This is a genomic window from Amycolatopsis sp. NPDC114478, from assembly GCF_055633805.1.
On sequence record NZ_JBVKDO010000002.1, the window covers coordinates 456,772 to 470,164 of the forward strand.

14 protein-coding genes are annotated in these 13,393 nt (G+C 72.1%); 9 read left to right on the forward strand and 5 right to left on the reverse strand.

The genetic code is table 11. The annotated features are described in order from the left end of the window. Nucleotides 1–139 precede the first annotated feature (139 nt). The 3 genes from ACZ7OH_RS06780 to ACZ7OH_RS06790 all read left to right on the forward strand — a co-directional run bounded on the left by ACZ7OH_RS06780 (nt 140) and on the right by ACZ7OH_RS06790 (nt 2,972). Nucleotides 140–1,291 carry a site-2 protease family protein gene (locus ACZ7OH_RS06780; protein WP_470279956.1) on the forward strand — a complete coding sequence of 384 codons (1,152 nt, stop codon included), beginning with the start codon at nt 140–142 and terminating at the stop codon, nt 1,289–1,291. A 62-nt stretch (nt 1,292–1,353) separates the two neighbouring features. Continuing rightward, on the forward strand, nt 1,354–2,184 hold the full coding sequence (locus tag ACZ7OH_RS06785) for a tRNA (adenine-N1)-methyltransferase (protein WP_400907346.1): 831 nt from the start codon (nt 1,354–1,356) through the stop codon (nt 2,182–2,184). A 50-nt stretch (nt 2,185–2,234) separates the two neighbouring features. Then, nucleotides 2,235–2,972: a pentapeptide repeat-containing protein gene (locus tag ACZ7OH_RS06790; RefSeq protein ID WP_470279957.1), complete on the forward strand. Its 738-nt coding sequence runs from the start codon at nt 2,235–2,237 to the stop codon at nt 2,970–2,972. Here the strand turns inward: ACZ7OH_RS06790 and ACZ7OH_RS06795 are convergent. Both ACZ7OH_RS06795 and ACZ7OH_RS06800 read right to left on the reverse strand, forming a co-directional pair. Further along, on the reverse strand, nt 2,969–3,415 hold the full coding sequence (locus ACZ7OH_RS06795; protein WP_470279958.1) for a hypothetical protein: 447 nt from the start codon (nt 3,413–3,415) through the stop codon (nt 2,969–2,971). The two genes, ACZ7OH_RS06790 and ACZ7OH_RS06795, sit on opposite strands and share 4 nt — an antisense overlap. A gap of 13 nt (nt 3,416–3,428) precedes the next feature. Continuing rightward, nucleotides 3,429–4,295 carry a hypothetical protein gene (locus ACZ7OH_RS06800; RefSeq protein ID WP_470279959.1) on the reverse strand — a complete coding sequence of 289 codons (867 nt, stop codon included), beginning with the start codon at nt 4,293–4,295 and terminating at the stop codon, nt 3,429–3,431. A gap of 364 nt (nt 4,296–4,659) precedes the next feature. Here ACZ7OH_RS06800 and arc point away from each other — a divergent pair, with 364 nt between their 5' ends. Continuing rightward, nucleotides 4,660–6,462 carry a proteasome ATPase gene (arc, locus tag ACZ7OH_RS06805; protein ID WP_470279960.1) on the forward strand — a complete coding sequence of 601 codons (1,803 nt, stop codon included), beginning with the start codon at nt 4,660–4,662 and terminating at the stop codon, nt 6,460–6,462. 51 nt (nt 6,463–6,513) lie between these two features. On the opposite strand, the gene ACZ7OH_RS06810 is transcribed toward arc, so the two are convergent. Further along, nucleotides 6,514–7,437 carry a DMT family transporter gene (locus tag ACZ7OH_RS06810; protein ID WP_470279961.1) on the reverse strand — a complete coding sequence of 308 codons (924 nt, stop codon included), beginning with the start codon at nt 7,435–7,437 and terminating at the stop codon, nt 6,514–6,516. Nucleotides 7,438–7,534: 97 nt separating this feature from the next. Between ACZ7OH_RS06810 and ACZ7OH_RS06815 the strand changes: the two genes are divergently transcribed. Continuing rightward, nucleotides 7,535–8,374: a DUF3626 domain-containing protein gene (locus ACZ7OH_RS06815; protein WP_470279962.1), complete on the forward strand. Its 840-nt coding sequence runs from the start codon at nt 7,535–7,537 to the stop codon at nt 8,372–8,374. Here ACZ7OH_RS06815 and ACZ7OH_RS06820 read toward each other — a convergent pair. After that, a complete protein-coding gene (locus tag ACZ7OH_RS06820; protein ID WP_470279963.1) occupies nt 8,357–9,235 on the reverse strand; it encodes a TIGR03620 family F420-dependent LLM class oxidoreductase in 879 nt (292 codons plus the stop codon). The two genes, ACZ7OH_RS06815 and ACZ7OH_RS06820, sit on opposite strands and share 18 nt — an antisense overlap. A 100-nt stretch (nt 9,236–9,335) precedes the next feature. Here ACZ7OH_RS06820 and ACZ7OH_RS06825 point away from each other — a divergent pair, with 100 nt between their 5' ends. The 3 genes from ACZ7OH_RS06825 (at nt 9,336) to ACZ7OH_RS06835 (ending at nt 11,280) form a co-directional block, all read left to right on the forward strand. After that, nucleotides 9,336–9,674, forward strand: a complete 339-nt coding sequence (locus ACZ7OH_RS06825; RefSeq protein WP_400873441.1) for a hypothetical protein — start codon at nt 9,336–9,338, stop codon at nt 9,672–9,674. Next, on the forward strand, nt 9,671–10,612 hold the full coding sequence (locus tag ACZ7OH_RS06830) for an aldo/keto reductase (protein ID WP_470279964.1): 942 nt from the start codon (nt 9,671–9,673) through the stop codon (nt 10,610–10,612). The genes ACZ7OH_RS06825 and ACZ7OH_RS06830 overlap by 4 nt, the downstream gene beginning before the upstream one ends. Nucleotides 10,613–10,680: 68 nt before the next feature. Further along, nucleotides 10,681–11,280, forward strand: a complete 600-nt coding sequence (locus ACZ7OH_RS06835; RefSeq protein ID WP_470279965.1) for a hypothetical protein — start codon at nt 10,681–10,683, stop codon at nt 11,278–11,280. Here the strand turns inward: ACZ7OH_RS06835 and ACZ7OH_RS06840 are convergent. Further along, nucleotides 11,271–11,789, reverse strand: a complete 519-nt coding sequence (locus ACZ7OH_RS06840; protein WP_470279966.1) for an NUDIX domain-containing protein — start codon at nt 11,787–11,789, stop codon at nt 11,271–11,273. The two genes, ACZ7OH_RS06835 and ACZ7OH_RS06840, sit on opposite strands and share 10 nt — an antisense overlap. Before the next feature lie 42 nt (nt 11,790–11,831). On the opposite strand from ACZ7OH_RS06840, the gene dop reads away from it, so the two are divergent. Further along, nucleotides 11,832–13,334 carry a depupylase/deamidase Dop gene (gene dop, locus ACZ7OH_RS06845; protein WP_470279967.1) on the forward strand — a complete coding sequence of 501 codons (1,503 nt, stop codon included), beginning with the start codon at nt 11,832–11,834 and terminating at the stop codon, nt 13,332–13,334. Nucleotides 13,335–13,393 lie beyond the last annotated feature (59 nt).

A 13,393-nucleotide genomic window follows, 5' to 3' on the forward strand; every position in this document is an offset into this window, starting at 1 on the left:
GAGCGTAACGCCGGGGTCCGACAGTTCCGGCGACCGCAACGCCCGGCACCCGGACCCGTCCGGACGGCACACGTCCGTGCGCGACACCACCGGGACCGGATCACCCGCTTCCCACACCTGGGGCTCTAGGCTCTCCGGCATGGCCGCGACCAGTGAACAGGGCACCGGGGGCACCCGGCAGGCCGTCCTCCCGGACGGCGGTCTCCAGCTGTTCCGGGTCGCCGGCGTCCCCGTGTTGCTGGCGCCGTCCTGGTGGATCGGGTCGCTGATCGTCGTCGTGCTCTACGCGCCGCTGGTCGGCCGGCTGCTCCCGGACGCGTCGACCTTGACGTCGTGGCTGCTGGCCGGCGCGTTCGCGCTGCTGCTGGGCCTTTCGGTGCTCGCGCACGAGCTCGGGCACTGCGTCGCCGCGCTGCGGCTGGGGATCCCGGTCCGGCGGGTGCGCCTGTTCCTGCTCGGCGGGCTGTCCGAAGTGGCCCGCACGCCGAAGCGGCCGGTCCACGAGGGCCTGGTCGCCGCGGCGGGCCCGGCGGTGTCGCTGCTGCTGGGCGGGTTCTGCGGCCTGCTGATGTTCGCCGTCCCGCCGGACGGCGCGGTCTGGATGCTCGTGGCCGAATGCGCGGTCGCGAACCTCGCGGTCGGCGTGTTCAACCTCCTGCCCGGCCTGCCGCTCGACGGCGGGCGGCTGGTCCGCGCCGGCGTCTGGGCGGCCACCGGGGTCCGCGCCAAGGGCACGCGCGCCGCCGTCGCCGGCGGCGGGGTCGTGGCGGCGGGACTGCTCGTGTGGGCCCTGTGGGGCCTGGCGACCGGCAGCCCGGACCGGTGGCTGCGCCTGGGCGTCTGCGTCGTCACCGCGTGGTTCGTCATCCTCGGCGCGCGTTCCGAGCTCACCGCCGAGGCGCGCCGCACCTGGCCGGAAGGTCTGGACCTCGCCGAGCTGGTGCGGCCGGTGCTGCAGCTGCCCGCCGAAAGCCCGGTGTCGGACGCGCTCGCCGCGTCGGCGGGCCGGGGCGTGGTGCTCGTCCGCGCGGACGGCGTCGCGGCCGGGCTGCTCGACACCGGCGCGGCGGAGCGCCTCGCGGGCACTTCGCCGCACGCGCCCGCCGAGCTCGCGGCGGAGCCGATCCGCGCGGAAACCGTCCTGCTGGCCTCGGAACCGGGGGAGGACGTCGTCGAGCGGGTCCGCGAGACCGCGGCGTGGCAGTTCCTCGTCGTCGACGACGAGGGCCGCCCGGCGGGCGTACTGCGCCGGGACGACCTGCGCGCCGCGCTGAACCGCCGTACCCGCTGAGGCCGCGCCCCGGACGGCCTGCGAAGATCTGTCGTCGGCCATTCGGGGTACAGGAGGAAGTGTTGTCGGTCAGCGGACCGTTTCGCGCGGGTGATCGGGTGCAGTTGACCGACTCGAAGGGGCGGCACTACACCTTGACGCTGGCCGACGGCGGGGAGTACCACACCCACCGCGGCGCGCTCGCCCACGACGACCTCATCGGCCGTCCCGAGGGCTCGGTGGTGGTGTCCGCGGGCGGGTCGACGTACCTGGCCCTGCGCCCGCTGCTGCCGGACTACATCTTGTCGATGCCCCGCGGCGCGCAGGTGATCTACCCGAAGGACGCCGCGCAGATCGTGATGTGGGGCGATATCTTCCCGGGCGCCCGCGTGCTCGAAGCCGGCGCCGGCTCGGGCGCGCTGACGTGCTCGCTGCTGCGCGCGGTCGGCTCCGAAGGGCACGTGAGCTCGTACGAGATCCGCGACGACCACGCCGTGCACGCCGAGCACAACGTCGTGAAGTTCTTCGGGGAGAAGCCGGCGAACTGGTCGCTCACCGTGGCGGACCTGGCGACCCACGAAGGCGAGGTCGACCGGGTCGTGCTGGACATGCTGGCCCCGTGGGACCAGCTGCCGAACGTCGCCGCGCACCTGGTGCCGGGCGGCGTGCTGACGGTCTACGTGGCGACGGTGACGCAGCTTTCCCGCGTCACCGAGTCGCTGCGCGAGCAGCAGTGCTGGACCGAGCCCGAATCGTGGGAAACGCTGATGCGGCCGTGGCACGTGGTGGGCCTCGCGGTGCGCCCGGACCACCGGATGGTCGCGCACACGGCGTTCCTGCTCACCGCCCGCCGGCTTGCTGACGGGACGGTTTCGCCCCGCGTGTCCCGGCGGCCGTCGAAGGGCAAGGGCTAGCGAGGGTGTCGCCGCGCCGGAAGGCCGGGTTCGCAGTGGCAGCGGCCGTCGTGACCGTCCTGGTGGTGCTGTGCGTGTTCTTCGCGCCGGCCTGGCTTGTCGGCACGTCGCCGGGGCTGGGGCCGGCGGATCGGCTGAAGGCCGTCAACGACGTTCGTGCCACGCTGCTGCAGGCGCTGGGCGGCCTGCTCGCCCTGGCGGGTGTCGGCCTGGGTGCGCTCCTCACGTCCCGGCAGCTGCTGCTCAACCGGGAGAGCCGGTCGATCGACCTGTTCACCAAGGCGATCGGCCAGCTCGGGGCCGAGCAGGGGCCGACGCGGCAAGGCGCGGTCTACGCGCTGGAGCAGCTGGCCGGCCTCGATCCCCGCTATCGCGGGCACATCCACGCGCTGCTGACGTCCTTCATCTGCTCCCGGGCACCGTGGGAACCCGAGGCAGCGGACCGCGAAGGGGGTCCGGCGGACGATGTCTCGGCCGCGATCGCGGCGCTGGACCGCGGCGGGATGATCGAGCCGGACGCGGCTTCCGAACTCGAGCGGGTCGACCTGCGGAACGCCGACCTGACCGGCCTGGCGATACCGAAAGTCTGTTTCGCCGGGGCGAACCTGGCGGGCGCGGTGCTGCGGAAAGCGAACCTCACCGGCGCGACGCTGACCGGCACGATCCTGCGGGCCGCGGATCTGCGCGGCGCCGACCTCACGGGCGCGGACCTGGCCGGCGCGGACCTCACCGGGGTCACGGCCGACGGCACCACCCGCTGGCCCGCCGGATTCACGCCGCCCCGTTAGCCCGGGACGCACCAGCGGCCGGACTCCTTGTGCAGCGGGAAGGGCGTGTCCTTCGTGCCGCCCGGGGCCTCGACGTGCACCTTCGCCGTCGCTGACTCGCCGCGGACCTCCGGCGGCTCCTTCAAGGTCGCCGTCAGCGGGCCGGCCGCGTCCCACATCCGCTGCAGCCTCCCCAGCGCCTCCGCGGTCTGCGGGCGACAGGTCAGCCTGCCGAACGCCGCCGAGTCGTGGGCCTTGATCGCGTCCACGATCGCGCGGGCCAGCACGTTCACCGCGGCGGTGTCGACCGCGCTCGGCGCCGCGGAGGCCGTGGTCCGGGGCGCCGGGGGCGGGCTCGACGGCGCGGGCGGGGAGCCGGACGGCGCGATGAGCAGCAGTCCGAGCACCACGCCCGCCCCGGCCACGCCGAGCAGCACGAGCCCGGCGGCGAGCGCGCGGTTCACCGAAGGCGCGGGCTCACGAGCCGTCCGCCTTCACGTTGGACAGGCACCACAAGCCGGATTCCTTCTGGGCCGACATCGTGCCCACCTTCGTCTTGGTGCCGTCCGTGGCCGAGTAGCGCACGGTGGACTTGTCCCCGGTGTCCTGCGGCGAGCCGGTCAGCTTGACCGTCACCTTCGGGATGTTGCCCGTGGTGCCCTCGAACACGCTCCGGCAGATCGTGTCGGCCAGCGCCTTCTCGTCACCCGCGTTGTAGGCGGCGATCGTCGTGTCGAACAGCTCCTGCGAGCTGCCCTTCCCGGACGGCGCGGGGCCGCTCGCCGGTTTGGTGCCCTGCGTGGAGGGGCTGGTCGGCGAGGTGGCCCGGGGCTTCGACGCGGACGTCTTCGGCGCGGACGTCGGCGCCGCGGAGCTGCTGCTGGCGGGCGCCGCGGTGGTGCCGCCATCCCCGTTGGCCAGGACGGCCCACGTCACCCCGCCGGCGACGAGGACCGCCGCGGCGGCCGCGATGCCGACGATGAGCCAGGTTTTCTTTTTCTTGGGCGGCGGCGGGTCACCGAAGCCGCCGCCTCCGTACGGGTCGTAACCGCCGAAGCCCGGCTGCTGCTGCGTCGGCTGGCCCCACTGGTCCTGCTGGGGCTGCTGCCCGTACTGGGGGTAGCCCTGCTGGGGCTGAGGGCCCGTCTGGGGCGGGTAACCGCCCTGCTGCGGCTGCCCGTACGGATCGGGCTGGCCGAACTGCTGGGTGCCGCCGTAGCCCGGCTGGGGCTGCGGTCCGCTCTGGGGGTAGCCGCCGGGCTGCTGGCCGTACGGCCCGGGCTGCTGCCCGTAGCCGCCGGGCTGCTGCCCGTAGCCGCCCGGTTGCTGCGGCGGGTAGGTCATGGGTGGTGCCCCCTAGCGTTCCTTCGACGGTGACCCGGCCTTCGAGACGGCCGACGTCGGCCCGATGCTAGCCATCGCGCGACACCGCCGCGCGGTTAGGGCGGAACTGGCCCGAATCGTCATCTCCGGGCGGGGTTGGGCCGTCCCGGGGCCGGGTACTCCCGACGTGCTTGGTTCGTCCAGGCCCGGACGGACCCGCGACGCGCCGGGGTCACGGCACCGAAATGGCCTCTTGCGCTGCGGGAATGTCCGTGCTGGACCAGGCGAAGAAACCGCGACGCGCCGATCTTGTGATCCGGAAAGGGCTTTTCTTGTCGGTGATCGCCGGTACCGTGGAATGAAAAGCACTCCGAGGAGGTGCCCGATGCATCATGACCTTCCCGGAGGTCGGCGCGAGGAGGCCGACCCTTCAGCAACATCCGGAGCTGGGACGACGGCGGACGAGCAGGCTCGGCAGATCCGTTTTCTCGAAGAGGAAGTGGCGCTGCTGCGCCGCAAACTGACCGACTCGCCACGGCAGAACCGAGTTCTCGAACAGCGGCTCGCCGAGGCCTCGGAAAGGGTGAGCCAGCTCACCGAGCGCAACACCAAACTGGTCGAAACCCTGCGTGAGGCGCGAGGACAGCTCCTCGCGCTGCGTGAGGAGGTCGACCGGCTGGCCCAGCCGCCGTCCGGCTACGGCGTCTTCGTCGAGGCGTACGAGGACAACACGGTGGACGTCTACACGGCGGGCCGGAAGATGCGGGTGTCGGTGTCGCCCGCGGTCGAGCTCTCTTCGTTGCGACGCGGCCAGGCGCTGCGGCTCAACGAGGCGCTCACCGTGGTCGAGGCCGGCGGTTTCGAACGCACCGGCGAGGTGTGCGCGTTGCGTGAGGTGCTCGCCGCCGACGTCGAGGGCGGCAGCCTTCGCGCGCTGGTGGTCGGGCACGCGGACGAGGAGCGGGTGGTCCTGCTCTCCGACCTGCTGGCCGAGCAGCCGCTCAAGCCGGGCGACTCGCTGCTGGTCGACTCCAAGGCCGGTTACGCGTACGAGCGCGTGCCGAAGGCGGAGGTCGAGGACCTGGTGCTGGAGGAGGTGCCCGACGTCCGCTACGAGGACATCGGTGGCCTCACCCGGCAGATCGAGCAGATCCGCGACGCGGTGGAACTGCCGTTCCTGCACGCCGACCTGTACCAGGAGTACCAGCTGCGCCCGCCCAAGGGCGTCCTGCTCTACGGCCCGCCGGGCTGCGGCAAGACGCTCATCGCCAAGGCGGTGGCGAACTCGCTGGCCAAGAAGGTGGCGGCGGCGCGGGGCGACAACGAGGACGGGAAGTCCTACTTCCTGAACATCAAGGGTCCCGAGCTGCTCAACAAGTTCGTCGGGGAGACCGAGCGGCACATCCGCTTGATCTTCCAGCGGGCGCGGGAGAAGGCCTCCGAGGGCACCCCGGTGATCGTGTTCTTCGACGAGATGGACTCGATCTTCCGGACCCGTGGGTCGGGCGTGTCGTCCGACGTCGAAACCACGATCGTGCCGCAGCTGCTGTCGGAAATCGACGGTGTCGAAGGCCTGGAGAACGTCATCGTCATCGGCGCCTCCAACCGCGAGGACATGATCGACCCGGCGATCCTGCGGCCGGGCCGGCTCGACGTCAAGATCAAGATCGAGCGTCCGGACGCCGAAGGCGCGAAAGACATCTTCTCCAAGTACCTGGCCGAAGGCCTGCCGATCCACGCCGACGACCTCGCCGAGTTCGGCGGGGACCCGAAGGCGACGTTCGACGCGATGATCCAGCACACCGTCGAGCGGATGTACGAGGAGAGCGACGAGAACCGGTTCCTCGAGGTTACCTACGCCAACGGGGACAAGGAAGTCCTGTACTTCCGCGACTTCAACTCGGGCGCGATGATCCAGAACATCGTGGACCGGGCGAAGAAGTCGGCGATCAAGTCGGTGCTGGAGACCAAGCAGCCGGGTCTCCGCGTGCAGCACCTGCTCGACGCGATCGTCGACGAGTTCGCGGAGAACGAGGACCTGCCCAACACCACCAACCCGGACGACTGGGCCCGGATCTCCGGCAAGAAGGGCGAGCGGATCGTCTACATCCGCACGCTCGTCACCGGCAAGAACCAGGACTCGGGGCGGGCGATCGACACCGCCACGAACACCGGTCAGTACCTGTAGTTTCCGACGCGCGATGGGGCGGTCGCTTCGGCGGCCGCCCCATCGGCGTGTCTAGCGGCCGGCGAGCGCGGGTTCGGGCCGGCGTCGCCGCAGGCGTCCGTGGGCCGCGAGGATGCCGATCACGATCAGGACCGCGCCGGCCGGCTGGTTCCAGCTCACCGGTTCCCCGAGGACCAGCACGCCGAGCAGCACCCCGACCACCGGTGTGAGGTAGGTCACCGCCGAGGCGTTGGCCGCGCCCCAGGCCGCGATGATCCGGACGTTCCAGACGTAGGCGATCCCCGTGCCGAAGACGCCGAGCGCCACCATGCTCGCCACCACCACGAGGTCCAGGTGCACCGGCGTGGTCGCGATCGCGGGCGCCAGCAGGCCGAGCAGGACCGTCGCCGACCCGGTCTGACCGAACGCGACGACGACCGGGTCGACACCACGCGGAGAGACGAACCGGCGCATGTAGACGAAGCACGCGCCGTAACAAGTCGTAGCGCCCAAGCACGCGAGCTGCGCCGTCAGCTGGTGCGAGACGTCGACACCGTGCCACACCCCGACGATCGTGAGCACGCCGAGGAACCCGAGCGACAGGCCGAGCACGCGCGGCGGCGTGAACCGCTCTTCGGGCAGGGCCGCGGCGGCGAGCAGCATCGTGACGAGCGGCGTCGTCGCGTTGAAGATGCTGGCCAGACCGGACGAAATGTACTGTTCCGCCCACGAGAACAGCAGGAACGGCACCACGCACAGCAGCACCGAAACGACCGCGAGGTGACCCCACAGCACGGGATCCCGGGGGAGCGGCCGCCGGCGCGCGACCAGCACGACGGCCAGCGCGAGTGCGCCCAGCGAAACCCGCGCGAGCGCGATCTGCGCGGGGGAGAGCCCGGCCAGGCCCACCTTGATGAACAGGAAACTCGCACCCCACACGACGGCCAGCAGCGCGAACCGCGCCGTGACCCCGAAACCCGCCGCACCGAACCGCATGGGCGCAGTCAAGCCGGGACGACCGGGGTGGGGCCAGCGGTTTTCGGACGTCTCAATCCGTATAACGACCTATACGCACCGGGGTAGAATGCCGCCCATGGCGCCGGGGGACGAGGGATGGCAGCGAGCGGTCGCGCACATCGCGAGCCGCGTGACCGGGCCGCCTATGCCCGAAGACCTGGACGTCACCGTCCACTTCCACCCGGACCGCCTGGTGGGGGAGGTGCCGTTGCTGCGGCACCTCGGCACGGACGGCGTCTACCGGTCGCAGTTCGAGACGGGCACGAGCAACGGCGGCCTCACCGCGCACGCCGGGGGAGACCGACGGCGCTGGGAGAGCCGCATGTTCGGCGGCGTCTACGACGACCTGCCGCCGGCCGCCCGGCCGAAGTACGGCTCGCTCAACTACCGCCGCCGCCCCGCGGGCGGTTCGGTCCGGTTCGGCTCGTCCCACCTGGTGCTGAAGCGGGAAGTGCTGGCGCGGACGACGTTCTGCTACCCGGACAGCTTCGGCGAGCCCGAGGACTTCGGCACCGCGACGCACATGCCGTTGCTGCGCCTCGCCGAAGCGGACGTCCAGGACGAGCTCGACGACCACATCGAGGCCCACGTCCACGGCCCGCTCCGGCTGGCCGCCGACGTCGAGGCGCTCGTCCTGGACCCGGCGTTCCGCGGCACCGACGTCGAGGCGGCGGCCGCCGGGCTGCCGTTTCCGGCCCGCTGGCACCACGGGTTCCGCCTGCCGGTCGAGGTGCTGGCCGAGCACGCGGACTACCGCGGCGAGGACGTCGTGCGGGCGGGCAAGGAGATCGCCGAGGACGGCCGGCTCGACGCCCGGGTCATCGGCGACGCCGTCCGCGCCGGCCGGCACGATCCGCAGGTGCTCAAGCGCGTCTGGCACTGCACCGCCCGGTTCGGCCTACGCGGCGACGGGTAGCAGCGCCTCGGCCAGCCGGCGCCAGTGCGGCATCGCCGACCCGCCCGGCTCGATGCCGATGACCTGGATGCCCACGTGGTCGGCGCCCGCGTCGAGGTGCGCGCCCAGCTTCGCGGTGATCGTCTCGAGGTCGCCCCAGAACACCAGGTCGTCGACGATCCGGTCGGCCGCGCCGTCGATCTCCTCCTGGGTGTAGCCGAGCCGCCGGAACTTCGCGATGTTGTACGGCTGCGTGAGGTACGGGTGCAGGTGCTCGCGGGCGGTCTCGCGCGCCTTCGCCGGGTCGGTCTCGAACAGCACCGCGTGCTCGACGCCGAGGAACGGGTCGCCGCCGAGGATCTCCCGCGCCTGGGCCGTGTGCTCGGGCGTGACGTGGTAGGTGTGCGCGCCGGCCGCGTGGTCGCGGGCCAGTTCCAGCATCTTGGGGCCGTAGGCGGCCAGCAGCCGCCGCATCGGGGCCCGCGGCGCGGGGTTGGCGAACGCGGCGGCGTCCATCGCGTCGAGGTAGTCGCGCACCGCTTGCAGGGGCTTCGGGCCGGGGACCCCGCCGAAGCCGAGGCCGAGCAGGTGGCGGTCCGGGTAGGCGTCGGCGAGCAGCAGGGCCGCGCCCCGCGTCGAGCGCGGCTCCCGGGAGCCGATCTGCGCGATGCCGTTGACGACGGTCAGGTTCTCCGTGGCCGCCAGCAGGAAACCGGCGTGGGTGAGCGCTTCGCGGCCGTCGGTCTCCGGGATCCAGAGCGCCGGCCAGCCGAGTTCTTCCAGTTCCCGCGCGGACTCCCGGATCAGGCTCGCCGGCCGGCTCTCGAAGTCGAACGTCCAGATGCCGTAGCGGCCGAGCCGCATCCCCTCGATGGTGGTCATGGATCGAAGTATCGCAGAACAACGATTTGAGTCAACCCGGTCAGGGTGGAGGCGTGTCGCCGCGGTGCGTCTTGCGTATAACGACCTATACTCACTGGCCGTGAGCGAAGAAACGCACCGGCCCCGCGCGCCCATCACCGAGTCCGACGTCCTGGCCTGGCTGGAGACGACGGCGGCCGCCGTCCAGGCGGGGGAGGTGGGTGCCCAGGAGCTCATCGACATCCTCGGCGAGCTCCGCCGCGCCTCGGCGGCGTGTGCCGACGCCTCCGACTGGGCGCTGCTCGCCGCGCGCGAGGGCGGCGCGAGCCTGCGCCAGATCGCGCCGGTCTTCGGCAAGGGCTACGTCCGGGCGCCGGCCGCGCGCCTGGAGAAGCTGCACCGGCAGGCGCAGAACTCCGACCAGTGGCTGGCCATCCTCCGGCACAAGCAGACGGCGTGAGGGCACCCGTGGACCGCCTCGCGCTCGGCCTGGCGGCGCTGGGCCGTCCCGCCTACATCAACCTCGGCCGCGACGGCGCCCTCCCGCCGGTGCGGGACGTGGATTCCATGCGGGCCGCGACGTTCGCGGTCCTCGACGACGCCTACGCCGCGGGCGTCCGGCACGTCGACGTCGCCCGGTCGTACGGGCGCTCGGAGGAGTTCCTGGCCGGCTGGCTCGCCGAGCGCGGGCACACCGACGTCGAGGTGTCCAGCAAGTGGGGCTACGCCTACGTCGGGGACTGGCGGCTCGACGCCGACGTGCACGAGGTCAAGGAGCACTCGGCGGCCCGGTTCGCGACGCAGTGGGCGGAAACCCTGACGCTGCTACGGGAACGCGTCGGTCTCTACCAGGTGCATTCGCTCACTGTGGACAGTCCGCTGTTCACCGACGAGCCGCTGATCGAGGCGCTGGCCGAGCTTTCCGCGAACGGCGTCGCCGTCGGGTTTTCGACGTCCGGGCCGGCGCAGGCGGCCGCGATCGAGCGGGCGTTCGCGCTGGAAGTGGTCGGGCGGCCGGTGTTTTCCGCGGTGCAGTCGACGTGGAACGTCCTCGAGCAGTCGGCCGGCCCGGCCCTCTCCGCGGCGCACGCGGCCGGAAAACGCGTGCTGGTCAAGGAAACCCTCGCCAACGGCAGGCTCGCCGTGCAGGCGCCGAAGACCGTGCTCGACATCGCGTCCGCGCACGGGATCGGCCCGGACGCCGTCGCGGTCGCCGCGGTGCTCGCCCAGGACTGGGCGGACACCGCCGTCATCGGCCCCGCCAGCCCGGGTCAGCTGGAAGCGAACCTGCGCGCCACGACGCTGGAGCTGGGCGCGGCCGACCGGGACGCGCTGGCCGGGCTCGCCGAGGACCCCGGTGCCTACTGGCGACACCGGTCCTCCTTGGCGTGGGACTGAACGGCTGCACTACCCTTCGCTGGCACGCCACGGACGACAGGAGGCCGGAGCAGGTGCGTCATCGGCAGGTGATCGCGTTGACCGCGGTCGCGTTGGTGGGTCTCACGGGCTGCGACGGGCCCGATCCGAACAACCTGGAGACGTACTACGACGATCCGGTACCCACGTCCTCGGCGGCACCCGCGGCACCGAAGACGTCGGAAGTCCCGGTGAGCCCGGCGAAGGCGACCCCGGCGGAGCCCGATCTCGGCGGGCTCGCGCAGCGGGCGCTGCTGTCCGACGCGGACGTCGCCGGGGAAGGCGTGCAGCCGGGCCCGGGTGAGGCTTCGGGCTGCCTGGCGGACGGGCCGTCGGCGGGCAGCTGGACCGCGTCCTGGCGCTACCCCAGCGGGTCGGAGCTGAGCCACCGCGTCGTGGTGTTCCCGGACCGGTCGGCCGCGCGGGCCGTCGCGGAAAACGAGTGCGCGGGCAAGACGGTGAGCGTCCCCGTCCAGCCCGGGGTCGAGCGGCAGCAGGCCTGGAGCGACGGCAAGACCTGCACGGTGCTGCTGGCCAAGGGAATGCTCGTGTCCGAGCTGACCGTCTCGGCGAGCACCGGGGCCCGCGCGGTGGACGCGGCCAAGCGCCTGCTGCCCGCGATGGCGGCGAAGCTGACCGCTCAGCCGTAGCGGCGGAACCACTCCTGGACGCCTTCGCGGCCGTCGGGGATGAAGGGCAGCTCGGGTGCCGGGTCGTCGACCCAGGCGCGGAGGTCTTCCAGCGGGATCCAGCGCCCTTCGACGATCTCTTCGGCCTGGTGGTGGATCGGGCCGTCCCAGCGGACTTCGAACGCGAAGTTGTGGCAGCGGTTGCGGCCGTCGTCGTAGACCTTGGTGAACAGCGGCACGGGTTCCACCCCGTGGACGCCGAGCTCTTCGGCCAGTTCGCGGCGGGCGCACTCGGCCGGGGTTTCGCCCGCGGCGACCACGCCGCCGGCCCAGCAGTCCCAGGTCGAGGGCCACACGTCCTTCACCGCGGTGCGGAGGTGCACGTAGACGGCGGTTCCGTCACCCGAACGGACCAGCACGACGCCGGCGGCGTGCCACAGCGCCTCCGCGCGGATCCGGGAGCGGGGGGTCGTGCCGACGACGGAGCCGGCCTGGTCATAGAGCGCAACGAGTTCGTCACTGCCTGGCATGGGTGCATCGTTCCACTAGGACGACCCCGTAGGGTGGTGGACATGCGGCGGATCATGGGAACCGAAGTCGAGTACGGCATCTCCGTGCCGGGCGACGCGACGGCGAACCCGGTACTCACCTCGACCCAGGTCGTGCTGGCCTACGCGGCCGCGGCCGACATCCCGCGCGCCCGGCGGGCGCGGTGGGACTACGAGGTGGAGTCGCCGCTGCGCGACGCGCGCGGGTTCGACCTGACCGGGCCCGGCGGGCCGGGGCACGACCCGGACGTCGAGGACCTCGGCGCGGCGAACGTCATCCTGACCAACGGCGCGCGGCTGTACGTCGACCACGCGCACCCGGAGTACTCGGCGCCCGAGGTGACGAACGCGCGCGACGCCGTCATCTGGGACAAGGCGGGGGAGCGGGTGATGGAGGAGGCCGCGCTCAAGGCGGCGTCCGTGCCCGGCCAGCCCCCGCTGCAGCTGTACAAGAACAACGTCGACGGCAAGGGCGCGAGCTACGGCACGCACGAGAACTACCTGTGCGCGCGCTCGACGCCGTTCACCGCCATCATCGCGGGGCTGACGCCGTTCTTCGTGTCGCGGCAGGTCGTGACCGGCTCGGGCCGGGTCGGGATCGGCCAGCAGAGCGAAGAGGCCGGGTTCCAGCTCTCCCAGCGTGCGGACTACATCGAGGTCGAGGTCGGCCTGGAGACGACGCTGAAGCGCGGGATCATCAACACCCGCGACGAGCCGCACGCGGACGCGGACAAGTACCGGCGGCTGCACGTCATCATCGGCGACGCGAACATGTCGGAGTACTCGACGTACCTGAAGGTCGGCACGACGGCGCTGGTGCTGGACCTGATCGAGTCGGGCATCCGGTTCGACGACCTGAAGCTCGACGAGCCGGTCAAGGCCGTACACCAGATCAGCCACGACCCGACGCTCAAGACGCAGGTCGCGCTGGCGAACGGGAAGAAGTACACCGGGCTGGACCTGCAGTTCGCCTACCACGAGATCGCTTCGCAGAACCTGGAGCGCACCGGCGCGGACGAGGCGTCCAAGGAGGTCCTGCGGGTCTGGGGCGAGGTCCTGGACGCGCTGGCCCGCGACCCGCAGGAGTGCGCGGACCGGCTGGACTGGCCGGCCAAGCTGCGGCTGCTCGAGGGCTACCGGCAGCGGGACCAGCTGGCCTGGGGCGCGCCGCGGCTGCGCCTGGTGGACCTGCAGTACTCGGACGTGCGGCTGGCGAAGGGCCTGTACAACCGGCTCGTGACGCGCGGGTCGATGAAGCGGCTGGTGACGGAGGAAGAGGTGCTGGCCGCGGTGACGACGCCGCCGTCGGACACGCGGGCCTACTTCCGGGGCCGGGCGCTGGAGAAGTACGCGACGTCGATCGCGGCGGCTTCGTGGGATTCGGTCATCTTCGACGTCGGCAAGGAGTCGCTGGTGCGGATCCCGACCCTGGAGCCGTTGCGGGGGACGAAGGCCCACGTCGGCAAGCTGCTCGACGAGTCGGCGACGGCGGAGGACCTGGTGGAGGCGCTCACCGGTTCGGACTAGGCGTGACGCACCAGCGATCGCGGCGTTGCCCCGAATGTCGGGGCCGCTGGGTAGGCTAG